The organism is Pseudacidovorax sp. NFM-22 (genome assembly GCF_021401245.1).
In the GTDB taxonomy this organism is placed as follows: domain Bacteria; phylum Pseudomonadota; class Gammaproteobacteria; order Burkholderiales; family Burkholderiaceae_C; genus Xenophilus.
The window spans coordinates 229,816-256,755 of record NZ_JACBFY010000004.1; the positions used below are offsets into that span (position 1 = coordinate 229,816).

Here is a 26,940-nt window from a genome sequence, read left to right on the forward strand (position 1 = left end):
CCGCGCCGCCGCGTCTGGCTGTCGATGGCCCTGCTGGCCGGTGCCGGCGTGCTGGCGGCAGTCACGCCGCTGATCAGCCGCGCCGCGCCCGTCGACGACGGCGTCGCCGAGCTGCAGCACGACTGGGAAGTGATCCGCTACCAGGCGCCGCCCGCCGAGCGCGAGAAGCGCTTCGAGGCGCTGGCCGCCAAGGCGCACAAGCTGAGCGAAGCCAACCCCGGTCGGGCCGAGCCCCTGGTGTGGGAGGGCATCATCGTGAGCTCCGTGGCCGGCGAGAAGGGCGGCCTGGGCGCGCTGGGCCTGGTCAAGCAGGCCAAGGCGCTGTACGAGTCGGCCATCGCCATCAACGGCGACGTGCTCGAAGGCTCGGCCTACAACAGCCTGGGCGTGCTCTATTACAAGGTGCCCGGCTGGCCCGTGGGCTTCGGCGACAAGGCCAAGGCCAAGGAACTGCTGCAGAAGGCGCTGGCGCTCAACCCCAAGGGCATCGACCCCAACTTCTTCTACGGCGAATACCTGGTCGAGACCAAGCAGCCCGACCAGGCGATGACCTACCTGGAGCGCGCCCTGCAGGCGCCCGCGCGGCCCGGCCGGCAGATCGCCGACACCGGCCGCCGCGAGGAGGTGAAGGCGCTGATGGACAAGATCAAGGCGCGCTGAGCGGCGCTCTGGTGCAGGCGGCGCCGGTCAGCGATGCGCCGCGTCGAACTGCAGCACGGCGCGCACCCCGCGGCCGTCGGCGCGCGGGCCCAGCTGCAGTTCCAGCCCGTGCAGCTGGGCGATGCGCCGCACGATCGACACGCCCAGGCCGCTGCCCACCTCGTGGTGGCCTTCGGGCCGGTAGAAGCGCTCGCCCATGCGCGCAAGCTGCCCGGCGGACAGCGGCGGCCCGTCGTTCTCCACCTCCAGCTGCTCGCGGCCGATGCGCAGCAGCACGCTGCTGCCCTCGGGCGCATAGCGCACGGCGTTGTCCAGCAGGTTGCGCACCAGCACCGTCATCAGGTGGCCATCGCCCAGCAGCGGCATCGGGTGCGTGCCCGACGGCGGCCATTCGCAGCCCAGGTCGATGCGGCGGCGCTCGGCCAGGGGCAGGCAGTCGCTCATGGCCTGCTCGACGATGGGCGGCCAGTCGATCTCGGCATCCAGCGAAGGCAGCACGCCCGATTCCACGCGCGACAGCGACAGCATCTGCGTCACCAGCCGCTCCATGCGGCGCAGGCCGGCGCTGAGCTTTTCCTCCGCCTGCCGGCGCTCGGCCGGGGTGCCGGCATGGCGCACCACGTCCCACTGCGCGGCCAGCACGGCCAGTGGGGTTCGCAGTTCGTGCGCGGCGTCGGCGGTGAAGCGGCGTTCGCGCACCAGCAGCTGCTCGATGCGCTGGAACAGGCCGTTCATCGCCACCAGCAGGGGCTTGAGCTCGGCCGGCGCGCGGGCGCTCGGCACTGGGCGCAGGTCCTGCGCATCGCGGTGGGCGAGTTCGCTGGTCAGCCGGCGCATCGGCGTCAGGGCGGCACGCACCGCCCAGGCCATCACGGCCAGCAGCACCGGCAGCACCAGCAGCCAGGGCACGACCTGCGTGACCGTCAGGCCATAGACGAGCTCGTCGCGTTCGTAGGCACCCTGGCCGGCCGCCACCAGCCACTGGCCGTCGACCGAGCGCATGTAGTAGATGCGCCAGGGCCGACCGTCCACCTCGTCATCGATGAAGCCCTGGGCGTCGGCGCGGAAGTTCAGATCCACGCCCTCCCGGTCGGACAGGGCCAGCTTGCCGTCGGCCGACCAGACGGCAATCGCCAGGTCGCGCACATCGGAGTCGCCCGCGTCGGGTGCACCCTCCCTGGGTGCGGGCGGCAGCGTGGCCGATGCGCCGGGATAGCCATGGCCCAACGTGGCCTGCACCTGCCGCGCGAGGCGCACGAGTTCGGTGTCGAACATCTCGTTGACCTCGTGGCGGGCCCGCTGGGTCGAGAAGTACAGCGCCAGGCCCCACACCAGCGGCGCGCAGATCAGCAGGTACAGCAGCAGGCGGCGCTGCAGGCTCATGCGGGGCTTCCGTGTCGCATGGTGGGGCTCAGGACGATGCCTCGCCCGTGCCCAGTGCGTAACCCACGCCGCGCACCGTGCGCACGATGGCCGGGTCGATCTTGCGGCGGAGGTGATGGATGTGGACTTCGAGCGAATTGCCCTCCGGCTCGCCCCCGCTCCAGTCGTAGAGCTTCTCGAGCAGCGTGGACTTGGACAGCACGCGCTGCGGCTGGCTCAGGAAGATCTCCAGCAGCGCCAGCTCGCGGCCGGTGAGCTCCACACGCGCGCCGCGCCAGTGCACGAGTTTGCTGGCCGGGTCATAGCTGAGCTGGCCGTGCTGCCACACCGCCTGCGCATGGCCGGCGGTGCGCCGCACCAGGGCGCGCAGGCGCGCGGCCAGTTCGTCGATGGTGATGGGCTTGATCAGGTAGTCGTCGGCGCCGGCGTCCAGGCCGTCGATGCGCTGCTCGACGCCGTCGCGCGCCGTCAGCACCAGGATCGGCAGCACGCGGCCGGCCTGCCGCCAGCGCCGCAGCCAGCTCATGCCATCGCCGCCCGGCAGCCCCAGATCGAGCACCACGGCGTCGAAGGGGGCGCCGGCAAGGGCGGCATCTGCCTGCGTCCCGTCGCGGAACCAGTCCACCGCATGGCCGCGCTGCCGCAGGCCCTGGGCGAGGGCGTCGCCCAGCAGGGTGTCGTCTTCCACGATCATGAGGCGCATGGCAGGCGGCGACGGGGGCAGGGTGGCAGGCCCATCCGCGCGAGGGAGGCTGGCCTGCAGCGCCTGCAGTTGCCGAGAGTGGTTCAGGTGGCAGTCAGGATATCGCACCCTGCCTCGTGCAAAAGAAAAAGGGACCCCGTTTGCACGGGGTCCCTTTCGAGGTTTTGGTGGCGCTTCACGGACTCGAACCGCGGACCTGTGGATTATGATTCCATCGCTCTAACCGACTGAGCTAAAGCGCCGAAGCCCGCGATTATAGGGGGCAAAAATCGGCGGGCGCAAGCCCCCTTGCCGTCATTGGTTCTTGAACTCTGCCTTGCGCTTGTTCAGGAAGGCATCCATGCCTTCCTTCTGGTCGGCCGTGGCGAAGAGGGCGTGGAACAGGCGGCGCTCGAACATCACGCCGTCCGACAGCGAGCCTTCGAAGGCGCGGTTGACCGACTCCTTGGCGGCCATCACGGCGATCTGCGAGAAGTCGGCGATGGTCAGCGCGGCGCCCAGGGCCTCGTCCATCAGCTTGTCGTAGGGCACCACGCGGCTGACCAGGCCAGCGCGCTCGGCCTCGGCGGCGTCCATCATGCGGCCGGTGAGGGCCATGTCCATGGCCTTGGCCTTGCCGACGGCGCGGGGCAGGCGCTGGGTGCCGCCGGCACCGGGAATCACGCCCAGCTTGATCTCGGGCTGGCCGAACCGGGCGTTGTCGGCGGCGATGATGAAGTCGCACATCATGGCCAGTTCGCAGCCGCCGCCCAGGGCGAAGCCGCTGACGGCTGCGATCACCGGCTTGCGGATGGAGCGCACCGACTCCCAGTTGCGCGTGATGTAGTCGCCCTTGTAGGTGTCGACGAAGGTGTACTTGGCCATCAGCGCGATGTCGGCGCCCGCCGCGAAGGCGCGCTCGCTGCCGGTGATGATCATGCAGCCGATGGCCTCGTCGGCATCGAAGGCCTTGAGCGCGGCGCCCAGCTCGTCCATGAGCGCATCGTTGAGCGCGTTGAGGGCCTTGGGACGGTTGAGCGTGACGATGCCGACCTTGCCGGCTTCGACGCGCACTTCGATGTTCTCGTAGCTCACGGGGGTCTCCTGGAATGAACGGACAGGGCGGGCCGGCGAGGCCCTCGCGCACTATACCGAGGGCCATCCGGCCGGCGTGGTGGGCGGCTGTCCGCCCGGAGACGTCGATGCCGTCAGGCCGACCGGCCGCGGCTCAGCCCTGAAGCCAGCGCTTGAGCAGCTCGGCGTCGCTGCCGGCCAAGCGCCAAGTACGGGCGTCGCCCGACGGCCAGGCCAGCGGCAGGCGCATTAGACGGCGGTCGCGGGCCAGCAGGGCGAAGCACTTTCTGGCGGCGCCGAGGTACAGCGGGATGTCGTCGAGCTTGCCGATGCGCCAGCCTTCCGCGGCCTTGGCGCCGCGGGCGGCGGCCTCGACGGCCAGCCATTCGTCGCCGGCGGCGAAGCCGGCCTTCTCGGCCGCGCCGCCGCGCAGCACCATCTTGACCTTGACGGTGCCGCCGCTCTCATCGACTCGCAGCCCCAGCGCCTGCGCCAGCTGCGCCGGGTCGTCGTGGATGGCCACGCCGTGCGCCGGCAGCAGGTCGCGCAGCGGCAGTTCAGCCGTGCCATTCGCCCACCGCGACAGCTCGGTCGTGTAGGCCCGGCCCCCGACATGGGCCAGGGCCGCGGCGACGGCGGCCTCGTCGATGGGGCCGCCTTCGCTCGCGCGCCACAGCTCGCGCATGACCGCATCCAGCGAGCCCTGGCCCTCGCGCCGCAGCGTCAGGTCCAGGCACAGCGCCACCAGCGCGCCCTTGGTGTAGTAGCTCACCGTGGTGTTGGGCGTCTGCTCGTCGGGGCGGTAGTAGCGGATCCAGGCGTCGAAACTGGCCTCGGCCACCGACTGCATGGCGGCCCCGGGCGTCTGCTGCACCTGGTTGATGGTCTTGTTCAGCAGCTTGAGGTAGGTGGCGTCGTCGATGCAGCCGGCGCGGCGCAGCAGCAGGTCGTCGTAGTAGCTGGTGAAGCCTTCGAAGAACCACAGCAGCCGGGTGTAGTTCTCGCGCGTGTAGTCGTAGCGCGCAAACTCGGCCGGCCGCAGGCGCTTGACGTTCCAGGTGTGGAAGTACTCGTGGCTGATCAGGCCCAGCAGCGTGGTGTAGCCCTCGGGCTGCCGCGCGGCGCCCCGGCGCGGCAGGTCGCGGCGGGTGCAGATCAGCGCGGTGCTGTGCCGGTGCTCCAGGCCGCCGTAGCCGTCGTCGGTGGCGTTGAGCATGAAGACATAGCGGTCGTGGGGGGCGGGGTGCTGGGTGGCAGCGCGGGCCCTGGCGGGGCGCTTCGCCTTGGCGGAGGCCGCTGGCCCCTCACCCGGGCTCTCCCCAGGGGAGAGAGGCGGAAGACCGGCGTCATCCGCGTGCCAGAAGCGCATCTGCGTCTCGCAGATGGCGCGCGTGTCGGCGATGAGTTTGTCACCGTCGAACGAAGGCGGGGCGCCGGCCACCACGAAGCGGTGCGGCACGCCCAGCACGTCGAACTCGGCGCTCCAGAAGGCGCCCATCTCGACCGGGCTGTCGGCCACCTCGTCGTAGTTGGCGGCCTGGTAGGTGCCGAAGCCGCGGCGGTCGGTCTTGAGCGGGCGCAGCGCGGTGGCCAGTTGCCAGGGCGCCTCGCCCTCGGGCAGGGCGGGCGGCACGATCTCGATCTGGCAGGGCGATTCGTCCTGGCCGTCCACGCGCAGGCACAGGCTGGTGCCGTTGAAGAAGCCGCGGGTCCGGTCGAGCCACGCGGTGCGCACCGAGTTGTCGAAGGCGCAGACCTGGTAGCGCAGGGTGAGCGGCTGTCCGGCCCTGGCGGCGATGCGCCAGCTGGCCTTGTCCAGCTGCGTCACGGCCACGGCGCGTCGGCCTTGCGTGGCCTTGGGCGCGCCCTGCAGGTTGCGCGCGAATTCACGCACCAGGTAGCTGCCCGGGATCCACACCGGCAGCGAGACGACCTGGTCCGCCGCGGGTTCGTCGATGGTGAGGGTGACCTCGTACAGGTGGGCGTTCAGGTCCGCCACCGCGATGCGGTAGCGCAGGCCGGCCGGGGCGCCGGCCATCAGTTGCTCGTGGCCGAGAGTTGCTGCTCCACCTGCGCGGCCGGCACGGCGCCGGGGGTGCGCGTGCCGTTGGCGAACAGCAGGGTGGGCGTACCCGTGATGTTGTACTTGCGGCCGAACTCGACGTTGCGCTTGAGCGCCTGCGTGTCGCATTCGCCGGTGGCGGGCTTCACGCCGTCCATCATCCAGTCGCTCCAGACCTTGGCCTTGTCCTTGGCGCACCAGATGTCGCGCGACTTCACGGCCGAATCCGGACCCAGGACCGGGTACAGGAAGAGGTGGATCGTCACGTTGTCCACCTTGCGCAGCTCGCGCTCGAACTGCTTGCAGTAGCCGCAGTTCGGGTCTTCGAAGATGGCCAGCTTGCGCTTGCCGTTGCCGCGCACGATCTTGATGGCGTCCTGCACCGGCAGCTTGTCGAAGTCGACGGCGGTGAGCTTGTCCACGCGCTCTTCGGTGAGGTTGCGGCGGTTCTTCACGTCGATCAGGTGGCCCTGGATCAGGAAGTTGCCCTGCTCGTCGGTGTAGTACAGGTCGAAGCCCTGCCGCACTTCCCACAGGCCGGGCATGGCGGCCTTGCGCACCTCGTCGATCTGCGCGAGCTGCGGAAAGCTGCCGCCGAGGTTCTTGCGGATCTCGGCTTCGCCGGCATGGGCGGTGGCCAGCGCGGCAGCGAGGAGGAGGGGGGCGAAGTACTTCATGGTGCGAGGGTGTTGCGCCTCTCCCCGCCGGGGAGAGGTCGGGTTAGGGGCCTGGGCTTGTGCAGCACCAGGAACGATGGGGAGGCCCAAGGCCCTCACCCCAGCCCTCTCCCGGAGGGAGAAGGAGAAGAAGAAATGCCGGACGCCAGGCCCATCGCATGGCGCGCCACCCAGCCCTTGAGGAAATGGGTGCGGTCGAAGCCGAGCATGCCCCAGTTGCGCAGCCGCGCCAGCGGCTCGATGCCCTGGGCGAAGAGTTGCTGCAGGCCGTCCGTGGCCAGGCCCATGGCCAGCACGTCGGCACGGCGGGCGCGCTCGTAGCGGCGCAGCAGGCGGGCGTCGCCCACGCTGCGCCAGTAGTCGCGTTCGCGGATCACGCGGGCCAGTTCGGCCGCGTCGGCCAGCCCGAGGTTGAGTCCCTGGCCGGCCAGCGGATGCACGGTGTGCGCCGCATCGCCGGCCAGCACCCAGGCACCACCTTCGGCAAAGCGCCCGGCCCAGCGGTCGGCCGTGGCGCGCTGCAGCGGCCAGGCGGCCCGCTCGCTGGCCAGCGTGAAGCCGCCCAGCACCTCGTGGCTGGCTTCGCGCAGGCGGGCGCAGAAGGCGTCGGCATCCAGCTCCAGCAGCTCGGGCGCGCGCAACTGGCCCACCGACCACACCAGGGCCAGCTGCCGCCCTTCGGCTCCGCCCATGGGCAGCAGGGCCAGCACGTCGCCCTGGGCACCGAACCACTGGCGCGCCACGCCGCCATGCGGGCGTTCGGCCTTCAGCCGCGCGGCGATGGCGATCTGCGGATAGCGGGTCACCTCGTACTGCACGCCGAGCGTCTCGCGCGTGAGGCTGGCCTTGCCCTCGCACACCACGGTGAGCGCGGCCTTGACCGGTGCGCTCACGACCTCGACCTGGGGCGAGAAGCGGACGGCGGCCGCCAGCTGCTCTTCCAGTGCCGGCACGTCGACGATCCAGGCCAGGGCGTCGACCTTCTGCTCGGCGGCGTCGAAGCGCACCCGGCCGTCCTCGTCGCCGAAGACCTGCATCTCGCGCACCGATGTGGCCTGCGCCGCGTCGGGCCAGGCCCGCAGCGATTCGAGCAGGCTGCGCGAGGCCGCGTTGAGCGCATAGGCGCGCACGTCCGGGCGGTCGGGGGAGGGGGTGGAAGGGGCCTCGGCTACCAGGGCCACGCGGACCCGTTCTCGGGCCAGCAGCAACGCCAGCGTGCGGCCGACGATGCCGGCGCCGCGAATGCAAACCTCGGGGGGAAGAGCCATCGAAACATTGTAGGGAGCGCCCCTGCGCCCCCGGGGATGGCTCGACAATGCGGCCCGCCGCCGCGGGCGGCCCGCTTTGTGCTCGCGAAGCGCGCGGCATGTCGCCACCTGCCGCCGCTTCCTCTCTCTGACCGTCCAGGGCTCGCCGCCCCCTCTTCGCCGTGACCGCTGCCGCCACTCCCGACCTCTCGCGCTTCGACCTCCAGGCCCGCATCGCGCGGCTGATCGTCTACCCCGTCAAGTCCTGCGCCGGGGTCGAGGTGCAGGAAGCCCTGCTCACCGAGACCGGCCTGGAGTTCGACCGCGCCTGGATGCTGGTGGACGAGGCCGGCCGCTTCGTCAGCCAGCGCGAGCTGCCGCGCATGGCGCTGATCCGGCCGCAGATGAAGCACTACGAGATGATCCTGCGCGCCCCCGGCATGCTGGCGCTGCACATCGCCTACGACCGCGTCGAGGAACCGGTCCGCGCCGCCATCTGGAAGGACGAGGTGGCGGCCTACGACATGGGCGACGTGGCGGCGCAGTGGTTCAGCGACTTCCTCTCCGAACCCGACCGGCCGCAGCGGCTGCGCATGGTGCGCTTCGATCCGGAGCACAAGCGCCTGTCCAGCCTCAAGTGGACCGGTGGCGTCGAGGCGCAGACGCAGTTCTCCGACGGCTATGCGCTGCTGGTCGTGAGCCAGGCGGCGGTGGATGACTTCAACGCCCGTCTTGCTGCGGAGGGCCACGCGGCCGTGGATGCGATCCGCTTCCGCCCCAATCTCGTGCTGGACAGCATGGAAGCGCACGATGAGGACCGGGTGGCGATGCTGCACATCCCCACGGCCGAGGGCGAGGCGCAGCTGCAGCCCGTCAAGCCCTGCGTGCGCTGCAGCATCCCAGACGTCGATCCGGCCACGGCGCAGTCGCAGCCCGCCGTGGGCGAGACCCTGCGCAGCTACCGCGCCGATCCGCGCATGGAGGGCGCCACCACCTTCGGCATGAACCTGATCGTGCGCCAGGGCATCGACCACCTGCTCAAGGTGGGCCAGCCGGTGGGCGCGGACCTGCGCTTCGACTGAAGTGCAGGCGCGCCATGGCGCCCAGGCTCAGATCTCGAAGCTGACGCCCGCGATCAGCAGGATGTTGGCGTAGGGCGTGCACTCGCCCGTGCGCACGATGGCACGGGCCTTGGCGCTGCGCTGCTTGAAGTCCTCGTGCGAGACGGCCAGCGGCGCCGCGGGCAGCGCCGCGGGGTACCAGGCAGGCCGGTCACGGCCCGCGGGCAGGGCCTCGCAGGCGACGACGGCGCTTTCCACCGTCAGCTCGCTCAGCACGGCGGCCAGCACGTCATCCAGCCGGGGCACGCCGCGCGCCACCGCCAGGTCGATGCGGCGCGGGCCGTCGGGAATGGGCAGGCCGGCATCGCCGATGACCAGCATGTCGCCATGGCCCATGGCGGCGATGACCTGGGAGAGTTCGGCGTGCAGGAGGTGGGTGCGTTTCATGGCAGGGCGATCGGTTCGGGCGGGACGGGGCTGGCGAGCACCTCGTCGCGCGAAGGAATGGAAGGCTGGGCGCCAGGGCGGCCGATGCACAGGGCCGCGGCGCGGATGCCCAGCTGCACGGCGGCGTCGAAGGTCTCGCCGCGCGCCAGCGAGACGGCCAGCGCGCCCAGGAAGGTGTCGCCGGCGGCGGTGGTGTCCACCGCCTTCACGCGCAGCGCGGGGTGGTGGCGGCAGCCGTCTGCATCGGCGGCCACGGCGCCTTCGCCGCCCAGCGTGACGACGACGCGCACGGGGCCGCGGGACAGCAGGGCGCGTGCGGCCACGGCGGCGTCGGCGATGCCCGTGACCGGCAGGCCCGAGAGCATCTGCGCCTCCAGCTCGTTGACCACCAGCGTGTCGATGCGCAGCCAGAAGGCCTCGGGCAGCGCCTGCATGGGCGAAGGGTTCAGCAGCACCTTGCAGCCGGCCTGCGCCGCGACCTCCATCGCCAGGCCGACCTGGTCCAGCGGCGTCTCGAACTGCAGCACGAGGAAGGCGGCACCCGCCAGTTGCGCGCGCAGTGCGGCCGGGTCCACCTGCACCGCGGCATTGGCACCGGGGATCACGACGATGCGGTTCTGGCCGCTGTCCTCCACCATCACCAGCGCGACGCCCGTGGGCGTGGCCGCCTCGACACGCACACCGCCGGTGTCGATGCCGTCACGGGCCAGCGCATCGCGCAGCGCGGTGCCGTGCGCATCGGCGCCCACGCAGCCCAGCATTCGCACCGCGCCGCCCTGGCGGGCGCAGCCCACGGCCTGGTTGCCGCCCTTGCCGCCGGGCAGGTGGTCGATGGAGCGGCCCTGCAGCGTCTCGCCGGCAGCGGGCGCCTGCGGCACGCGCACCACCACGTCCATGTTGAGGCTGCCGAGCACGACCAGCAGCGGGGCGTCGGCGGGGGCGGGAGAGCGGTTCACGGCGTCGGACTCGGGCAAGAGATGTGTTGGATTGAAGGGGCGTGTCAGGCGAAGTCAGGGCGCAAGGCGATTCGATGGCGGGCGGCGAGGCGTGACGACAGAGCGCCGTGCCCGCTTCAGCCCGGCCCGAAGCGCGCGGTCGAGTCGCGCACCCGCAGCTCCGGCTGCAGCAGCACCTTGCGGCCGATCTGCCGCCGGCCGTCGATGCGCTCCAGCAGCATGTCCACCGCCAGCGCGCCGATGCGTGCCTTGGGCTGGGCCACCGTGGTCAGGGGCGGGCTGGCATAGGCGCTCAGCTCGATGTCGTCGAAGCCCACCAGCGACATGTCGTCGGGCACGCGCAGCCCGCATTCGTGGGCGGCACGCAGCGCGCCCATCGCCATCAGGTCGTTGCCCACGAACACGGCTGACGGCCGCTCGGCCGTGCGCAGGATGGCATGCATGGCCTCGTAGCCGCCCTGCGGCGTGAAGCCGCCGTGCCACAGCAGCGCGGCGCTGGTCGCGGAATGGCCGGCTTCGGCCAGCGCCATGCGCCAGCCGTCGATGCGCTGCTCGCTGGGCGTGAGGTCGGCCGGCCCGCCGATGCAGGCGATGCGCCGGTGGCCCAGCGACAGCAGATGCCGCGTGGCCAGCAGGCCGCCCTGCATGTGGGCCGTCTCGACCAGGTCGCAGGCCGGGTCTTCCACCTCGCGGTCCACCAGCACGGTGGGCATGCGCAGGCCGGCCAGCAATGCCGGCAACGAGGCATCACCGCCGCTGGAGACCACGATCAGCCCGTCGATGCGCCGCTGGGCCAGCACCTGCAGGTACACGCTCTGGCGCTGCGGCTCGTCGTCGGTGTTGCACAGCACCAGCGCATAGCCGGCGCCGAAGCAGCGGTCTTCCACCACCCGCACGATCTCGGCGAAGTAGGGGTTGGAGCTGTTCGGGATCAGCATGCCCACCGTGCGCGTGCTGTTGCTCTTGAGGCTGCGCGCCACGGCGCTGGGCACGTAGCCCAGGGCGCGGATGGCGTCCTCCACGCGCGCGCGGCCTTCGGGGCTGACGGTGCGCGTGCCGTTGACCACGTGCGACACGGTGGTCACCGACACACCGGCACGCAGGGCGACGTCCTTGATGGTGGCCATGGCGGCAGTGCGAAGGCGATGGCGCCGGTCAGGCCGCGCTGGCGCGCCGCTGGCGCACGGTGTCGATGATCACGGCGGCCACGATCACGGCGCCGGTGATGATGCGCTTGGCGGGCTCGCTGGCGCCCACCTGGGCCAGGCCGGCTTCGAGCACCGCGATGATCAGCACGCCGAAGAAGGTGTTGACGACCGAGCCGCGCCCGCCCATCAGGCTGGTGCCGCCGATGACCACGGCGGCGATCACCTGCAGCTCGATGCCGGCGCCGGCATTGGGGTCGGCGGCCTCCAGCCGGGCCGACTGCATCAGCCCGCCCAGGCCGGCCAGCAGGCCGGTGACGGCGAACACGGCGATGCGGATCGGCCGCGGGTCGATGCCCGCCAGGCGCATGGCTTCCTCGTTGGTGCCGATGCCCACCACGTGGCGGCCGAACACGGTGCGGGTGAGCACCAGGTGGCCCACGATGACGATGACCACGGCCAGCACGAAGGCCGAGGAGACGCCGCCGATCCAAGGCGCCGCCAGGCCGGCGATGGCATCGCCCACGTACTGCGTGCGCGAATCCGTCACCAGGTAGGCGCCCCCCCGCACGGCTTCCAGCATGCCCAGCGAGACGATGAAGCTGGGCAGCCGCCAGGCCACCGACACCGCGCCGGTGACGGCGCCGCACAGCAGGCCGGTGGCCAGGCCCAGCGCCGCGGCGGCGGGCACGGCCAGCTTCCATTGCAGGATGGCGGCGGCCGTCACGGCGGCGCTCAGCGCCAGCACCGAGCCCACCGACAGATCGATGCCCGCGATGATCAGCACGAAGGTCATGCCCACGGCCATCACGGTGAGCGCCGGCACCTCGTTGGCGATGGTGATGAAGGTCTCGGCCGTGAAGAAGTATTCGGACAGGCTGCTGAACAGCACGACCATGCCGATGAGCACCGCGGCCAGGCCGAGGTAGGTGCCGAGCTGGCCGCGCAGCGGCCGGGTGGTGGGCGCCGGCGTGGCGGCGGCAGGGGATTGGGCGGGCGGGTTCATGCGGAAACAGGGGAAGAGGTGGGCGCAGCAGCTTCGGCAGCCGGCGCATTGCCGAAGGCGGCGGCCAGCAGCGACTGCTCGCTCCAGGCGCCGCGCTCGAAGACGGCGACCAGGCGGCCGGCATGCATCACGCCGATGCGGTCGCACATCGCCATCAGCTCGCGCAGGTCGCTGGAGACCATCAGCATGGCGTGGCCGGCGGCGGCCATGCGGTCGAGTTCGGCGTACAGGTCGGCGCGGGCGCCGACGTCCACGCCGCGCGTGGGTTCGTCCAGCAGCAGCACCTTGCACTCGCGGTGCAGCCAGCGGGCGAACACCACCTTCTGCTGGTTGCCGCCGCTCAGGGTCGAGACGGGCTGCTCCTCGCTGCGCGAGCGGATGCGCAGCGTCTGCACCAGCCGGCGGGCGATGCCGCGCTCGTGCGCAAAGCGCAGCCAGCCGCCGCGCGAGATGGCGCCCAGGTCGCTCAGCGTGGCATTGACGCGGATCGACTGCGGCATCAGCAGGCCCTGCGACTTGCGGTCCTCCGTCACCAGGCCGATGCCGGCGCGGATGGCCTGCATGGGCGAACGCCAGCGCCCGCCAGGGGGCGAGGCGGCGCCGGGCCAGTGCAGGTCGATGCGCCCGCGGTCGGCCCGGTCGGCGCCGAAGAGCAGGCGGATGAGTTCGGTGCGGCCCGCGCCCACCAGGCCGGCGATGCCCATGACCTCGCCGGCATGCAGGTCCAGGTCCACGTCCTGCACCACCTGGCCGCGGCCTAGGCCGCGGGCGCTCAGCAGGCGCGCGCCGGCGGTGCGGCGCGGCCGGCCTTCGTGCTCGTGGACGGCGCGGCCGACCATGCGCTCGACCAGCTCGGATTCGCGCACGCCGGCCATGGGCCGCACGTCCACCAGCCGGCCGTCGCGCAGCACCGCCACCGTGTCGGTGATGCGCTGCAGCTCTTCCAGCCGGTGCGACACGTAGACGATGGCCACGCCGCGCGCCTTGAGCCGCTCGATCTGCGCAAACAGGTGCGCCGTCTCGCGCGGCGTCAGCATGGCGGTGGGCTCGTCGAGGATCAGCACGCGGGTGTCGTCCTGCAGGTTGCGGGCGATCTCCACCATCTGCTGCTGGCCGATGCCCAGGGCCGACACCGGCAGCGCGGGGTCGATGCCGTCCATGCCGATCTTGGCCAGCTGCGCCCGCGCCGCCTCGTGCAGCGCGCCGCGGCGCAGCCAGCCCAGGCGCTGCGGCAGGCGGTCCAGCAGCAGGTTCTCGGCCACGGTGAGCGTGGGCACCAGGCCCAGCTCCTGCATCACCATGCGCACGCCCTGCGCCTCGGCATCGCGGCGCGAGGTCGGCGCGAAGGGCTGGCCGGCCAGCTGCATGCGCCCGCGCGTGGGCGAGACCAGGCCGCAGACGATCTTCGACAGCGTGCTCTTGCCCGCGCCGTTCTCGCCCGTGAGGGCCAGCACCTCGCCCGGCGCCAGCGTGAGGCTCACGCCGTCCAGCACCGTGGCGGCGTAGTCCTTGCCGATGTCGTCGAGCGAGAGCAGGGCGTCGGGCATCGCTGCGGGTTCGCTTACTTGCTGTCCTTGGTGACCAGGACCACGTCGGTCTTGATCTCGGCCGGCATCTGGGCCTGGGTCTTCTTCTCGGCCAGGGCCTTCAGGGCGGTCTCGATGCCGAACACGGCCTGCTTGGCGCCGAACTGGTCGGCGGTGGCCAGCACGCGGCCGTCGGCCAGCATGGGCTTGATGGCGCCGATGTTGTCGTAGCCCACCACCTGCACCTGGCCGGTCTTGCCGGCGGCCTTGACGGCGGCCACGGCGCCCAGGGCCATGCTGTCGTTGCCGGCCAGCAGGGCCTTCAGGTCGGGGTGCTCGCGCAGCATGCCGGCAGCCACCGTGTTGCCCTTGTCGATTTCCCACTGGCCGGACTGAACGCCGACCACGTTGGCACCGACGGCCTTCATGGCGTCCTGGTAGCCCAGGGTGCGCTGCTGCGCATTGAAGGTGGTGGAGACGCCTTCGATGATGCCGACCTTGTCGCCGGACTTGAGGCTCTTGTCCAGGTAGTCGCCCACCAGCTTGGCGCCGGCGCGGTTGTCGGGGCCGACGAAGGTCACCTGGAGGTTCTTTTCCTTCAGCGCGCCGGCGTCCAGGCGGTTGTCGATGTTGACGACCAGGATGCCCTTGTCGACGGCCGCCTTGAGGGCCGGCACCAGCGCCTTGGAATCGGCCGGTGCGATCACCAGCGCATTGACCTTCTGGGCCACCATCTGCTCGACCATCTTGATCTGGGCGGCGGTGTCGGTCTCGTTCTTGATGCCGTTGGCCACCAGCGTGTACTCGCTGGCATGGGCCTTCTGGTGCGCCTTGGCGCCGTCTTCCATCGTGGCGAAGAACTCGTTGGCCAGCGACTTCATCACCAGCGCCACCTTGGGCTTCTCCTGGGCATGGGCGGGCGCAAGGGCGAAGGCGCCCAGAACGGCGAGGGCGGCGGCGGCCTGGGCCGTGCGGCGGGTGAAGGTCATGACGGTGTCTCCGGGTGGATGGATGGATCGGGGCGGCATCAGGGCCTGCCCGGCGCGAAGCGGGGCGGATGATAGTGGGGTCGCAAACGTTTGCGCAAACGTTTGCGGGGCCGTTTCACCTAGGTTTTTCCCTGAGCTCGGCGGGCTGGGCAGGGCCATGGGGGCCGGGTTTCCGGCCGGCAGGGGCGCCCGCCTAAAATCCCGCGCCTAATCCAGAGGACCCCCATGAGCTTGAAATGCGGCATCGTCGGCCTGCCCAACGTCGGTAAATCCACCCTGTTCAACGCGCTGACCAAGGCCGGCATCGCCGCCGAGAACTATCCCTTCTGCACCATCGAGCCCAATGTGGGCGTCGTCGAGGTGCCCGATCCGCGCCTGACGCAGCTGGCGCAGATCGTCCAGCCCGAACGCATCCTGCCGGCCATCGTCGAGTTCGTGGACATCGCCGGCCTGGTGGCGGGCGCCAGCCAGGGCGAAGGCCTGGGCAACCAGTTCCTGGCCCACATCCGCGAGACCGACGCCATCGTCAACGTGGTGCGCTGCTTCGAGGACGAGAACGTCATCCACGTGGCCGGCAAGGTCGACCCCATCGCCGACATCGAGGTCATCCAGACCGAGCTGTGCCTGGCCGACCTGGGCACCGTCGACAAGGCCCTGCAGCGCTACACCAAGGCAGCCAAGAGCGGCAACGACAAGGAAGCCATCGCCATGGTCAAGCTGCTGGGCCCGGTGCAGGCGGCGCTGAACGAAGGCAAGCCGGCACGTGCGCTGGGCCTGTCGGCGGACGACCAATTGCTGCTCAAGCCCCTGTGCCTGATCACCGCCAAGCCGGCCATGTTCGTCGGCAACGTGAGCGAGGACGGCTTCGAGAACAACCCGCTGCTGGACCGCCTGAAGGACTACGCCGCCAGCCAGAACGCGCCCGTGGTGGCCATCTGCGCCAAGATGGAAGCGGACATGGCCGACATGGACGACGAGGACAAGAAGATGTTCCTCGAAGAGATCGGCCAGGAGGAGCCGGGCCTGAACCGCCTGATCCGTGCCGCCTTCAAGCTGCTGGGCCTTCAGACCTACTTCACCGCCGGCGTGAAGGAAGTACGCGCCTGGACCATCCACATCGGCGACACCGCGCCCCAGGCGGCCGGTGTGATCCATGGCGACTTCGAGCGCGGCTTCATCCGCGCCCAGACCATCGCCTTCGACGACTACATCGCCTTCAAGGGCGAGCAGGGCGCCAAGGACGCGGGCAAGATGCGCAGCGAAGGCAAGGAATACGTCGTCAAGGATGGCGACGTGATGAACTTCCTGTTCAACGTCTGAGCGTCGCGGCAGTGGCCGCAGACAAGACCCGTACAAGGGCCTGCTCCGGCGACGGGGCAGGCCCTTTTGCCGGGCGCCTTCAATGGTTCGGCCAGATGTACAGCAGCGCCACCGTCATGCACAGGTAGCGCCCGAACTTGCCGATGGACATGTAGACCACGCAGGGCCAGAAGGGCATGCGCAGCCAGCCCGCCACGGCGCACAGCGGGTCGCCCACCAGCGGCAGCCAGCTCAGCAGGCAGGCCTTGGGGCCCAGTCGCTCCAGCCAGGCGAGGGCGCGCAGGTGGTGGCTCGAATGGCTGTACTTGTCCGCCACCTTGTGGGCGCCGTAGCCCATCCACCAGGTGAGCGCGCCGCCCAGGGTGTTGCCGGCGGTGGCGACGAGGATGGCCGGCCAGAACAGGTCGGGATTGAGCTTGAGCAGGCCGAAGAGCGCGGGCTCCGAGCCCAGGGGCAGCAGCGTCGCCGAGACGAAGGCGACGACGAACAGCGTCGACAGCCCGAATTGCGGCAGTGCCAGTGCCGCCATCGCGGCGGCCATCACGGACTCGAACCAGGCTTCCATGGGGGCGGGAGTATAGGAACGGTGTCCGGGGCTCGCGTCGGCGGGCAGGCCGTGCGTCTGCCCTCTGGGATGCTGCATGCAGCGCGGGCCTCGGGGCTCAGGTCCGTAGCCCGCTGCGCGTTTCAGCCGCTGAAATCGCGGGTGGCTAGAATCCGTGCCTCATTTTTCAGCAGCGCCCGCGGCGCTGCGCGCTTTTCCTCCCCACCTCATGCAGATCGGCCACATCACGCTGGAGAACCGCCTGTTCGTCGCCCCCATGGCGGGTGTGACGGACCGGCCGTTCCGCATGCTGTGCCGCTCGCTCGGCGCGGGCTATGCGGTGAGCGAGATGGTCACCTCCCGCAAGGACCTGTGGAGTTCGCTCAAGACCTCGCGCCGGGCCAACCATGACGGCGAGCCAGGGCCCATCGCCGTGCAGATCGCCGGCACCGACGCGGCCATGATGGCCGAGGCGGCCCAGTACAACATCGACCGCGGCGCGCAGATCATCGACATCAACATGGGCTGCCCGGCCAAGAAGGTCTGCAACAAGTGGGCGGGCTCGGCGCTGATGCGCGACGAGCCGCTGGCCCTGGCCATCGCCGAGACGGTGGTGGCCGCCGCCGCGCCGCATGGCGTGCCCGTGACGCTCAAGATGCGCACCGGCTGGAGCACCGAGCACCGCAACGCCGTGGCACTGGCGCGCCGCTTCGAGGCCGCCGGCGTCCGCATGCTGACGGTGCACGGCCGCACGCGCGAGCAGGGCTACAAGGGCTTCGCCGAATACGACACCATCGCGGCCGTCAAGGCGGCGGTGGGCATTCCGGTGGTGGCCAACGGCGACATCGACTCGCCGCAGAAGGCGCGCGACGTGTTGGCCGCCACCGGTGCCGACGCCGTGATGATCGGCCGCGCGGCGCAGGGCCGGCCGTGGATCTTCCGCGAGGTGGGCCACTTCCTGGCCACCGGCGAGACCATGGCGCCGCCGCTGGTGGCCGAGGTGCGCCGGCTGCTGCTCGCGCACCTGCACGAGCACTACGCCCTCTACGGCGAGGTGACCGGCGTGCGCACCGCCCGCAAGCACATCGGCTGGTACGTGCGCGCGCTGCCGGGCGGCGAGGACTTCCGCCAGCGCATGAACCGGCTGGAGGACTCCGCCACGCAGTGGCAGGCCGTGGCCGACTATTTCGAGGCCCTGGGCGAGCGGATGGACCGCATGCCCGAGGCCGCCGCCGGGCCGGGTGCCCTGCAGGAAGAAGACGAAGAAGACAGCGGCTGCCTCACCTGCTGAACGCAGGCGGTGGTTGCGCGGCGCGCGGGGGATCGGGCGCCGTCACAAGACACATCGAACGAACAACGACATGAGCAAACACACGATCGAGGAGTGCGTGAAATCCAGCCTCGAAGACTACTTCCGCGACCTGCGCGGCACCGAGCCCGACGGCCTGCACGACATGCTGGTGCGTGCCGTCGAGAAGCCGCTGCTGGAGGTGGTCATGGACCGCGCCGAGGGCAACCAGTCGCGCGCCGCCCAGTGGCTGGGCCTGAACCGCAACACCCTGCGCAAGAAGCTGCTCGAGCACAAGCTCGCCAAGTGACCCCCATTCCAACGAAGCCCCAGACCCGACTGGCATCCCCATGGCACTGACCGCACTCATTTCCGTTTCCGACAAGACCGGCGTCCTCGACCTCGCCCAGGGGCTGCATGCGCTGGGCGTCCAGCTGCTGTCCACCGGCGGCACGGCCAAACTGCTGGCCGAGGCCGGCCTGCCCGTGACCGAGGTGGCCGACCACACCGGCTTTCCCGAGATGCTCGACGGCCGCGTGAAGACGCTGCATCCCAAGATCCACGGCGGCCTGCTGGCCCGTCGCGATCTGCCGGCCCACATGGCCGCGCTGGCCGAGCACGGCATCGCCACCATCGACCTGCTGGTGGTCAACCTCTATCCCTTCGAGGCCACGGTGGCCAAGGCCGGCTGCACGCTGGAGGACGCCATCGAGAACATCGACATCGGCGGCCCGGCCATGGTGCGCAGCGCCGCCAAGAACTGGAAGGACGTCGCTGTGCTCACCGACGCCAGCCAGTACGGCGCGGCGCTGGAAGAACTCAAGGCCCACGGCCGCATCAGCGACAAGACCAAGTTCGGCTTCTCCGTCGCCGCCTTCAACCGCATCAGCAACTACGACGCCGCCATCAGCGACTGGCTGTCGTCCGTCGACTTCGAAGCCAGCGCCGGCCAGCCCGTGCCGCAGCGCAGCGCCTTCCCGGCGCAGAGCAACGGCCGCTTCGTCAAGGTGCAGGACCTGCGCTACGGCGAGAACCCGCACCAGGCCGCCGCCTTCTACCGCGACCTGTTCCCGGCGCCCGGCTCGCTTGTCACGGCCAAGCAGTTGCAGGGCAAGGAGCTGAGCTACAACAACATCGCCGACGCCGACGCCGCCTGGGAATGCGTCAAGAGCTTCGACGTGCCGGCCTGCGTGATCGTCAAGCACGCCAACCCCTGCGGCGTGGCCATCGGCGCCGACGCGGGCGAGGCCTACGGCAAGGCCTTCAAGACCGACCCCACCTCGGCCTTTGGCGGCATCATCGCCTTCAACACCCCGGTGGACGCCGGCACGGCGCAGGCCGTGGGCAAGCAGTTCGTCGAGGTGCTGATGGCGCCCGCCTTCAGCGCCGACGCGCTGGAGCTGCTCAAGACCAAGCCCAATGTGCGCGTGCTGCAGATTTCGCTCGACGGCATCAAGCGCGACGGCGCCAGCGCCTGGGCGCGCGGCCTCAATGCGCAGGACGTCAAGCGCGTGGGCTCGGGCCTGCTGATCCAGACCGCCGACAACCATGAGCTGCAGCTGTCCGACCTGAAGGTCGTGACGAAGAAGCAGCCGACCGAGGCCGAGCTGCAGGACCTGCTCTTCGCCTGGAAGGTGGCCAAGTTCGTCAAGAGCAATGCCATCGTCTTCTGCCAGGGCGGCATGACGCTGGGCGTGGGCGCCGGCCAGATGAGCCGCCTCGACTCCGCCCGCATCGCCAGCATCAAGGCCGAGCATGCCGGCCTGTCGCTGGCCGGCTCGGTGGTGGCCAGCGATGCCTTCTTCCCCTTCCGCGACGGCCTGGACGTGGTGATCGACCACGGCGCCACCTGCGTCATCCAGCCCGGCGGCTCGATGCGCGACAAGGAAGTGATCGACGCCGCCGACGAGCGTGGCGTGGCCATGGTCTTCAGCGGCGTGCGCCACTTCCGCCACTGATGGGCACGACGGGCCGCCCGGGCGCGACGGAAGACGAGGCGCCGCCCCGGCGCCCGCGCTGGCTGCTGGTGCTGCTGGCGCTGTTCGTGGCGATGTCCGCGGCCGGCATGCTGATCACCGGCTGGCTCATCCTGCGCGGCTATGTGTTCAAGCCGCCCGTGGCCGCCACGGGGCCGGTGGCGCAGGGCTACGCACTGGTGCAGGCCAGCGACTGCATGCGCTGCCACCTGGCCGAGCGCAAGGCGGTGGGTCCGGGCTGGCAGGGCATCGCGGCCCGCCATGCGGACAACCCCGAGGCCGTGGCGCTGCTCGCGCGCAAGATCCGCGAGGGCAGCGTCGGCGACTGGGGGCGGGTGATCATGCCGCGCCATCCGCAGATCGGCGAGGCCGATGCGCGGCTGATGGCGCAGTGGGTGCTGGCGCAGCGGCCGGCCAGTCGCTGACGCGGCGCCGCCGGCTGCTGGCTGCCGGCGCTCAGCCCAGCGTCTTGAACACCTCGCGCGCCGCCTCGATGGTGGCGGAGATGTCCTCCGCCGCATGGGCGGCGCTCACGAAGCCGGCCTCGTACAGCGCCGGTGCGATGTACACGCCGCGGTCGAGCAGGCCGTGGAACAGGGCGTTGAACTTCGCGCCGTTGCTGGTCATCACCTTGCCGTAGTTCTGGGGCAGCTCGGGCAGCAGGAAGAAGCCGAACATGCCGCCTTCGCAGTCGGCGCTGAAGGGCACGCCGGCATCGGCTGCCGCATGGCGCAGGCCTTCGGCCAGGGCGCGGGTCTTGGCCGACAGCGTCTCGTAGAAGCCGGGGCGGGCGATCTCCTTGAGCGTGGCCAGGCCGCAGGCGGTGGCCACCGGATTGCCCGACAGCGTGCCGGCCTGGTAGACCGGGCCCAGCGGCGCCAGCTGCTCCATGATCGCGCGCGGCCCGCCGAAGGCCGCCAGGGGCATGCCGCCGCCGATCACCTTGCCCAGCACCGTGAGGTCGGGCGTGATGCCCAGCACGCCCTGCGCGCCATGCAGGCCGACGCGAAAGCCCGTCATCACCTCGTCGAACACCAGCAGTGCGCCATGCTGCGTGCACAGCTCGCGGCAGCGGCGGGCGAACTCGGACGTGGCCCGCACGAAGTTCATGTTGCCGGCGATGGCCTCGATCATCACGCAGGCGATGTCGTGGCCATGCAGCGCGAAGGCCTCTTCGAGCTGGGCGATGTTGTTGTATTCGAGCACCAGCGTGTGCTGCACCACCTCGGCCGGCACGCCGGCGGAGGTGGGGTTGCCGAAGGTGGCCAGGCCCGAGCCGGCCTTGACCAGCAGCGCATCGGCATGGCCGTGGTAGCAGCCCTCGAACTTGACGATGTGGCGCCGGCCGGTGGCGCCGCGCGCCAGGCGCAGGGCGCTCATGGCGGCCTCGGTGCCGGAGCTGACCAGCCGCACCATCTCCATCGACGGCATCAGCGCCAGGATGGCCTCGGCCAGCTCGATCTCGCGTTCGGTCGGCGCGCCGAAGGAGAAGCCCTCGGCCACGGCGCGCTGCACGGCCTCGACCACGGCAGGATGGCCGTGGCCCAGGATCATCGGCCCCCAGGAGCCGATGTAGTCGATGTAGCGCTGGCCGGCGGCGTCCCACATGTAGGGGCCCTGGGCACGGGCGATGAAGCGGGGCGTGCCGCCGACGGCACGGAAGGCGCGCACGGGCGAATTGACGCCGCCGGGAATCACGGCGCGGGCACGGTCGAAGAGCTGGAGATTGGTGTCGATGGTCATGGAAGGGGGTGGCATTCAATGCCGCGTGTCATGGGGAGGCAGGGCGAAGTCGGCCCGGTCCAGGCCGTCGTCCTCCTCTTCGTCGTCGTCGTCGGGCTGGGCCCAGAACAGGCGGTCGGGCAGCACCTGGCCCATGCCGGGGCGGAAGCCCGCGTCCAGGCTGCGGTCCATGTAGGCCAGGGCCTCCGCGGTGGCCGAGCTCAGGTCGGCGCCGGTGGCCAGCAGGGCGGCCAGCGCGGCCGACAGCGTCTCGCCGGCACCGGCGAAGACGGCATCGAGCCGCTCGTATTTCTCGCTCAGCACCGTGGACTGGGGCGACGCCAGGACGTTCTCCATCCAGCCGTCGGGCCGCAGGATGCCGGTCACCAGCGTGTACGACACGCCCAGTTCGCCGGCCGCGCGGGCGATGTCGCGCGGCGTCGGCGGGCGGTCGCCGTCCCAGTCGGGCAGCAGCCAGCGGCGCAGCGTGCCCTCGTTGCCCACCAGCACGGCCGTCTGCGGCAGCACGAGGTCGCGGAAGGCGTCCAGGTAGCTGTCGATCGGCTCGTCCTCCCACCACGACAGGTTGGGCATGTAGGCCACCACGGGCACTTCGGGATAGTCGGAGGCGATCTCCGCCACCAGGCTCAGGTTGTCGGGACTGCCGGCAAAACCCACCTTGATGGCCTGCACGGGCACGTCCTCCAGGATGGCGCGGGCCTGCTCGGCCACGTGCTCCTCGTCCAGCGCCACATGGTCGAAGACCTCGGCGGTGTCGCGCACATAGACGCCGGTGGTCACCCCCAGCATGTGGGCGCCCACCGAGGCCACCGACAGCGCGTCCGCGCTCAGGCCCGTGGCGCCGCTGGCGTCGCCGGCGTTGAAGACCAGCACGCAGGGCTGGCGCAGCTCTTCGGCGGGAAGAAGCGTGGACTGCGCAGGGTCATCCCCCGCTGCGTCACCTTCGTTAACATCGCCCGGTTGCGCTGCCGAGAGGGCCCGGATGCCGGGTCTCTGCATGAATGGGCGGGCGCTGCGCGGAAGCATGTCACGGGTCCTTTTGACAACGTCAAAAGGGGTGACGTCTAGATACAATTGTTGCATTATTTGAACGAGGCCCGTAAGCTGCGATGAATACGAAAACCTGGATGTGCCTGATTTGCGGGTGGATCTACGACGAAGCGGCAGGTTGGCCCGACGATGGTATTGCCCCGGGCACGCCCTGGGCCGATGTTCCGATGAACTGGACCTGCCCGGAGTGCGGCGCGCGCAAGGAAGATTTCGAAATGGTCGAGATCTGAGCCTCGCGGCGACGGCACCGCCCGGTTGCCGCGGCCGCGCAGTGCGGCCGGCGGCCAAGACGAGAGGATGGCGATGAGTGCGAACGGATCGGGTTTCAAGGTGCTGGTGATCGACGACAGCAACACGATCCGGCGCAGTGCCGAGATCTTCCTCAAGCAGGGCGGCCACGAGGTGCTGCTGGCCGAGGACGGCTACGACGCGCTCTCGAAGGTGAACGACCACCAGCCGCAGCTGATTTTCTGCGACATCCTGATGCCCCGGCTGGACGGCTACCAGACCTGCGCAATCATCAAGCGCAATGCCCAGTTCAGCCATGTGCCGGTGGTCATGCTCTCCTCGCGCGACGGCGTCTTCGACAAGGCCCGCGGGCGCATGGTGGGCTCGCAGGACTACCTGACCAAACCCTTCACCAAGGACCAGCTGCTGCAGGCCGTGCGGCAGTTCGGCGGCGACGGCACCGCCCCGGCGCCATCCGCGACATGATGGCCTGCGCCGCCCTGCGCGCAGGCACGAGAGAACACCGCCCATGACCATCCGCAGCGTGCTCGTCGTCGACGACTCCCGCACCGAGCTGGTATTCCTGTCGGACCTGCTGCAGCGCAACGGCTTTGCCGTGCGCACCGCCGAGAACGCCGATGCCGCGATGCGGCACCTGGAGGTCGGCCTGCCCGACCTGATCCTGATGGACATCGTCATGCCGGGGCAGAACGGCTTCCAGTTCACCCGCAGCCTGATGCGCGATCCGCGCTTCGCCCAGGTGCCGGTGATCATGTGCAGCAGCAAGGGCCAGGAGACCGACCGCGTGTGGGGCCTGCGCCAGGGGGCGCGCGACTACATCGTCAAGCCGGTGCAGGCCGACGAACTGCTGGCCAAGATCCGCGCGCTGGACTGAGCTGAGCCAGCACCATGCGCCTCGCCGGCCCCTCCGCTGCCGACCGTGCTGCCGCCCCGGGCGGGCCGCGGTGGCGCGCACGCATCCGCGTCCGGGTGGCCCATGTCGCAGCGTGAATCCCTGCGCGCCTTCCAGGCCCGCCTGGCCGAGCGGCTGCAGGCCGCCCAGGCGCGTCCGCTGGCGGCACAGTGGCTGGCGGTCCAGGCCGGTGGCCGTGCCTGCCTGCTGCCCCTGCCGCAGGCCGGCGAGATCTTTCCGGCCGCGGCGCCGCAGCCCGTTCCCTACGTCAAGCCCTGGTTCCTCGGCGTGGCCAACCTGCGCGGACGGCTGTGCGGCGTGATCCGGCTGGCCCACTGGCTGGCCGATTCGCCCCTGCCCGCCGAGGCGGGCCAGCCGGCCGAGGAGGGATCGCACCTGGTGGCGCTGGGCGAAGCACTGGGCGTCAACGCCGCGCTGCGGGTCGATGCGCTGGCCGGCCTGCGCAGCGGCAGCGCCTTCACCGGCGTGCTGCATGCCGAGGCGGTGCGCCCGCCCTGGCTGGGCGCCTGCCTGGCCGACGGCGAGGGCCGGGCCTGGCAGGTGCTCGACCTCCAGGCGCTGGCGGCCGATCCCGCCTTCCTGCACATCGCGGCGTGACGATCCGCGCCGCCGTCTCCGTTCCGAAGGACCGACCGTGACCCCGATCGTCGATACGCTCAAGAAGTACCTGCCCGGCCGCGACCCCGGCGCCGCGGACCTGGACCAGCCGACCACCGTGATCGGCGCCGATTCGCCCGGGCCCGCGCCGGCTGCCGCCGCACGCCGCACCGAGACGCGGCCCGCGGGACTGGAGCCACGGCCGCCGGTCCGCGAGCCGAAGGCCGATGCGCTCCGCCCTGCCGCTGCACCGGCCGCGGCCGGCCGCATGCCCGCCGTGCGCCAGCGCTGGCTCATCGCCCTGCTGGCGCTGCTCGTGCTGATGCTGCTGGCGGCCGCCGGCTGGACGGCCGTGCGCGCCGACCGTGTCTCGCAACAGCTGGCCTCGGCCGGCCAGGCCTTGATGCAGTCGCAGCGGCTGGCCAAGTCGGTGTCGCAGGCCCTCGTCGGCACGGTGCCGGCCTTCGCCGAGCTGCGCGACAGCACGGACGACCTCACGCGGCGCGTCGCCGGCCTGGCGCGTGGCGACGACGAACTGGCCCTGTCGCCGCTGGGCGCCGCCGATGCCGAGATCCTGGCCCGCATCCAGCCGCTGGCCGCGCGGGCCGAGGCCGGCGCCAAGGTGGTGCTGGGCCAGCAGAAGGTGCTGATCGAGGTGGGCGCGGGCCTGCGCGGCATCGCCCGCCAGTCGGCCGACCAACTGGACGCGGCGCAGGTCGTGGCCACCGCCGCCCTGCGCGGCGCCTCGCCGGCCGAGGCGCAGGCCGCGAGCCAGCTGCCGATGCTCACCCAGCGCATCGGCAAGTCGGCCAGCGAATTCCTGACCGTCGAGGGCGTGAGCCCCGACGCGGTGTTCCTGCTCGGCAAGGACATGACCCGCTTCGAGGAGCTGGTGCGTGGCCTTCAGGACGGCAGCGCCTCGCTGGGCCTGTCGCCGTTGCGCGACCCCGCGGCGCGCGAGTCGCTCAGCGCCCTGCTGGCCAGCCATCAGCAGAACCAGGCCCAGGCCCGCGCCGTGCTGGAGAACCTGCAGGGCGTGGTGGCCGCGCGCGAGGCGCAGGCGGCCGTGCTGGCCGACAGCGAGCCCCTGCGCCGCGCCCTGGGCGAACTGCAGACGCGCCTGCAGTCGCGCACCGGCCTGGGCTTCGAGGAGCTGGCGCTGCTGGTCATGCTGTCGCTGGCCGCGCTCGGCCTGGCCGCCGCCATCGGCTGGCTGCAGGTGCGCGAGGGCCGCCAGCGTGCCGCCGCCGCCGATCGCGAGCGCCAGCAGGCCGAGGAACAGGCCCGCGAGTCCAACCGCGTCAACAGCGCCAACCAGAGCGCCATCCTGCGGCTGATGAACGAGCTGCAGACCGTGGCCGAGGGCGACCTCACGCAGCAGGCCACCGTGACCGAGGACATCACCGGCGCCATCGCCGACTCGGTGAACTACACCGTCGAGGAGCTGCGGCTGCTGGTGGGCAACGTGCAGAACACGGCCACCCGCGTGGCCCACACCACGGGCCAGGTCGACCAGACCTCGACCGAGCTGCTGGCGGCCTCGACCGAGCAGTTGCGCGAGATCCGCGAGACCGGCCAGTCGGTGCTGAGCATGGCCGCGCGCATCAACGGCGTGTCGGCGCAGGCGCAGGAGTCGGCCGCGGTGGCGCGCCAGTCGCTGCAGGCGGCGGAGTCGGGCCTGTCGGCGGTGCAGAACACCATCGGCGGCATGAACGCCATCCGCGACCAGATCCAGGACACGGCCAAGCGCATCAAGCGGCTGGGCGAGTCCTCGCAGGAGATCGGCGAGATCACCGAGCTGATCTCGGACATCACCGAGCAGACCAACGTGCTGGCGCTCAACGCCGCCATCCAGGCCGCCTCGGCCGGCGAGGCGGGCCGCGGCTTCTCGGTGGTGGCCGAGGAGGTGCAGCGGCTGGCCGAACGCTCGGGCGACGCCACGCGCCAGATCGCCGCGCTGGTCAAGGCGATCCAGACCGACACGCAGGACGCCGTGGGTGCCATGGAGCGCTCCACGCAGGGCGTGGTCGAAGGGGCGCGGCTGTCCGACAACGCGGGCACGGCGCTGTCCGAGATCGACCGCGTGTCGCGCCGCCTGGCCGAGCTGATCGAGGAGATCTCGCAGTCGGCCTCGCGCGAGGCCGAGTCGGCCAACGTGGTGGCGGCGAGCATCCAGCACATCTTCGCCGTGACCGAGCAGACCGGCGAAGGCACGCGTGCCACCGCGCGGCAGGTGCGCGAGCTCTCGCAGATGGCCGAGGAGCTGCGCCAGTCGGTTGCGCGCTTCAAGATCGCGTGATATGGAACACCCCCAGGCTGCGCGCTTCGCGCTTCGCCTGCCCCCT

At 71.0% G+C, this 26,940-nt stretch carries 27 protein-coding genes and 1 tRNA gene; 12 read left to right on the forward strand and 16 right to left on the reverse strand.

All coding sequences use genetic code 11. The features are described from left to right. Positions 1-24: 24 nt before the first annotated feature. Positions 25-660: a tetratricopeptide repeat protein gene (locus L0984_RS15960; RefSeq protein ID WP_234195037.1), complete on the forward strand. Its 636-nt coding sequence runs from the start codon at positions 25-27 to the stop codon at positions 658-660. Positions 661-687: 27 nt separating this feature from the next. Here the strand turns inward: L0984_RS15960 and L0984_RS15965 are convergent, their stop codons facing one another. From L0984_RS15965 to L0984_RS15995, 7 genes are all read right to left on the reverse strand, one after another. Then, positions 688-2,043, reverse strand: coding sequence for an ATP-binding protein (locus tag L0984_RS15965; protein WP_234194598.1), 1,356 nt, complete (start codon positions 2,041-2,043; stop codon positions 688-690). A 28-nt stretch (positions 2,044-2,071) separates the two neighbouring features. After that, positions 2,072-2,746, reverse strand: a complete 675-nt coding sequence (locus tag L0984_RS15970) for a response regulator (protein WP_043115085.1) — start codon at positions 2,744-2,746, stop codon at positions 2,072-2,074. A 165-nt stretch (positions 2,747-2,911) separates the two neighbouring features. Beyond that, positions 2,912-2,988: transfer RNA gene (locus L0984_RS15975), tRNA-Met, on the reverse strand. A 52-nt stretch (positions 2,989-3,040) separates the two neighbouring features. Then, positions 3,041-3,820, reverse strand: coding sequence for an enoyl-CoA hydratase (locus L0984_RS15980; RefSeq protein ID WP_017761397.1), 780 nt, complete (start codon positions 3,818-3,820; stop codon positions 3,041-3,043). A 133-nt stretch (positions 3,821-3,953) separates the two neighbouring features. After that, positions 3,954-5,837, reverse strand: coding sequence for a M61 family metallopeptidase (locus L0984_RS15985; RefSeq protein ID WP_234194599.1), 1,884 nt, complete (start codon positions 5,835-5,837; stop codon positions 3,954-3,956). Further along, positions 5,837-6,538, reverse strand: a complete 702-nt coding sequence (locus L0984_RS15990; protein WP_234194600.1) for a DsbC family protein — start codon at positions 6,536-6,538, stop codon at positions 5,837-5,839. Before L0984_RS15990 ends, L0984_RS15985 begins: the two co-directional genes overlap by 1 nt. Positions 6,539-6,633: 95 nt before the next feature. After that, positions 6,634-7,806 (reverse strand): FAD-dependent monooxygenase, encoded by a 1,173-nt coding sequence (locus tag L0984_RS15995; protein ID WP_234194601.1) that lies wholly within the window; start codon positions 7,804-7,806, stop codon positions 6,634-6,636. Positions 7,807-7,967: 161 nt separating this feature from the next. Here L0984_RS15995 and L0984_RS16000 point away from each other — a divergent pair, with 161 nt between their 5' ends. Continuing rightward, on the forward strand, positions 7,968-8,867 hold the full coding sequence (locus L0984_RS16000; protein ID WP_234194602.1) for an MOSC domain-containing protein: 900 nt from the start codon (positions 7,968-7,970) through the stop codon (positions 8,865-8,867). A 27-nt stretch (positions 8,868-8,894) separates the two neighbouring features. Here the strand turns inward: L0984_RS16000 and rbsD are convergent, their stop codons facing one another. The 6 genes from rbsD to L0984_RS16030 all read right to left on the reverse strand — a co-directional run bounded on the left by rbsD (position 8,895) and on the right by L0984_RS16030 (position 14,915). Further along, entirely contained in the window at positions 8,895-9,293 is a 399-nt protein-coding gene (rbsD, locus tag L0984_RS16005) for a D-ribose pyranase (RefSeq protein ID WP_234194603.1), read from the reverse strand. Then, positions 9,290-10,249, reverse strand: coding sequence for a ribokinase (rbsK, locus tag L0984_RS16010; RefSeq protein ID WP_370646018.1), 960 nt, complete (start codon positions 10,247-10,249; stop codon positions 9,290-9,292). Before rbsK ends, rbsD begins: the two co-directional genes overlap by 4 nt. A gap of 116 nt (positions 10,250-10,365) precedes the next feature. Further along, positions 10,366-11,376 carry a LacI family DNA-binding transcriptional regulator gene (locus L0984_RS16015; protein WP_234194604.1) on the reverse strand — a complete coding sequence of 337 codons (1,011 nt, stop codon included), beginning with the start codon at positions 11,374-11,376 and terminating at the stop codon, positions 10,366-10,368. A 28-nt stretch (positions 11,377-11,404) separates the two neighbouring features. Further along, positions 11,405-12,400: an ABC transporter permease gene (locus L0984_RS16020; RefSeq protein ID WP_234194605.1), complete on the reverse strand. Its 996-nt coding sequence runs from the start codon at positions 12,398-12,400 to the stop codon at positions 11,405-11,407. Then, complete coding sequence (locus L0984_RS16025) at positions 12,397-13,947, reverse strand: sugar ABC transporter ATP-binding protein (protein WP_234194606.1); 1,551 nt, start codon at positions 13,945-13,947, stop codon at positions 12,397-12,399. The genes L0984_RS16020 and L0984_RS16025 overlap by 4 nt, the downstream gene beginning before the upstream one ends. A 14-nt stretch (positions 13,948-13,961) precedes the next feature. Next, complete coding sequence (locus tag L0984_RS16030; protein WP_234194607.1) at positions 13,962-14,915, reverse strand: sugar ABC transporter substrate-binding protein; 954 nt, start codon at positions 14,913-14,915, stop codon at positions 13,962-13,964. Between the two features lie 225 nt (positions 14,916-15,140). Between L0984_RS16030 and ychF the strand changes: the two genes are divergently transcribed. Continuing rightward, positions 15,141-16,235, forward strand: a complete 1,095-nt coding sequence (gene ychF, locus L0984_RS16035) for a redox-regulated ATPase YchF (protein WP_234194608.1) — start codon at positions 15,141-15,143, stop codon at positions 16,233-16,235. Positions 16,236-16,314: 79 nt separating this feature from the next. Here ychF and L0984_RS16040 read toward each other — a convergent pair whose 3' ends face one another. Continuing rightward, on the reverse strand, positions 16,315-16,800 hold the full coding sequence (locus L0984_RS16040; RefSeq protein WP_234194609.1) for a YqaA family protein: 486 nt from the start codon (positions 16,798-16,800) through the stop codon (positions 16,315-16,317). Positions 16,801-17,008: 208 nt separating this feature from the next. Here L0984_RS16040 and dusB point away from each other — a divergent pair, with 208 nt between their 5' ends. The 4 genes from dusB (at position 17,009) to L0984_RS16060 (ending at position 20,468) form a co-directional block, all read left to right on the forward strand. Then, on the forward strand, positions 17,009-18,070 hold the full coding sequence (dusB, locus tag L0984_RS16045) for a tRNA dihydrouridine synthase DusB (protein WP_234194610.1): 1,062 nt from the start codon (positions 17,009-17,011) through the stop codon (positions 18,068-18,070). Between the two features lie 70 nt (positions 18,071-18,140). Next, positions 18,141-18,377: a helix-turn-helix domain-containing protein gene (locus tag L0984_RS16050; RefSeq protein WP_076509440.1), complete on the forward strand. Its 237-nt coding sequence runs from the start codon at positions 18,141-18,143 to the stop codon at positions 18,375-18,377. Between the two features lie 40 nt (positions 18,378-18,417). Then, entirely contained in the window at positions 18,418-20,025 is a 1,608-nt protein-coding gene (gene purH / locus L0984_RS16055; RefSeq protein WP_234194611.1) for a bifunctional phosphoribosylaminoimidazolecarboxamide formyltransferase/IMP cyclohydrolase, read from the forward strand. Then, on the forward strand, positions 20,025-20,468 hold the full coding sequence (locus L0984_RS16060; protein ID WP_234194612.1) for a c-type cytochrome: 444 nt from the start codon (positions 20,025-20,027) through the stop codon (positions 20,466-20,468). The genes purH and L0984_RS16060 overlap by 1 nt, the downstream gene beginning before the upstream one ends. Before the next feature lie 31 nt (positions 20,469-20,499). On the opposite strand, the gene hemL is transcribed toward L0984_RS16060, so the two are convergent. Further along, a complete protein-coding gene (gene hemL / locus L0984_RS16065) occupies positions 20,500-21,786 on the reverse strand; it encodes a glutamate-1-semialdehyde 2,1-aminomutase (protein WP_234194613.1) in 1,287 nt (428 codons plus the stop codon). 15 nt (positions 21,787-21,801) lie between these two features. Next, positions 21,802-22,785, reverse strand: coding sequence for a bifunctional hydroxymethylpyrimidine kinase/phosphomethylpyrimidine kinase (thiD, locus tag L0984_RS16070; protein ID WP_234194614.1), 984 nt, complete (start codon positions 22,783-22,785; stop codon positions 21,802-21,804). Between the two features lie 110 nt (positions 22,786-22,895). Here thiD and L0984_RS16075 point away from each other — a divergent pair, with 110 nt between their 5' ends. From L0984_RS16075 to L0984_RS16095, 5 genes are all read left to right on the forward strand, one after another. Next, positions 22,896-23,066, forward strand: a complete 171-nt coding sequence (locus tag L0984_RS16075; RefSeq protein WP_234194615.1) for a rubredoxin — start codon at positions 22,896-22,898, stop codon at positions 23,064-23,066. A 73-nt stretch (positions 23,067-23,139) separates the two neighbouring features. After that, positions 23,140-23,550 (forward strand): response regulator, encoded by a 411-nt coding sequence (locus tag L0984_RS16080; protein WP_017757129.1) that lies wholly within the window; start codon positions 23,140-23,142, stop codon positions 23,548-23,550. Positions 23,551-23,593: 43 nt separating this feature from the next. Further along, positions 23,594-23,959: a response regulator transcription factor gene (locus tag L0984_RS16085; protein ID WP_234194616.1), complete on the forward strand. Its 366-nt coding sequence runs from the start codon at positions 23,594-23,596 to the stop codon at positions 23,957-23,959. Between the two features lie 102 nt (positions 23,960-24,061). Continuing rightward, positions 24,062-24,595 (forward strand): chemotaxis protein CheW, encoded by a 534-nt coding sequence (locus L0984_RS16090; RefSeq protein WP_234194617.1) that lies wholly within the window; start codon positions 24,062-24,064, stop codon positions 24,593-24,595. 37 nt (positions 24,596-24,632) lie between these two features. Continuing rightward, positions 24,633-26,894 carry a methyl-accepting chemotaxis protein gene (locus tag L0984_RS16095; RefSeq protein ID WP_370646020.1) on the forward strand — a complete coding sequence of 754 codons (2,262 nt, stop codon included), beginning with the start codon at positions 24,633-24,635 and terminating at the stop codon, positions 26,892-26,894. Positions 26,895-26,940: the final 46 nt, after the last annotated feature.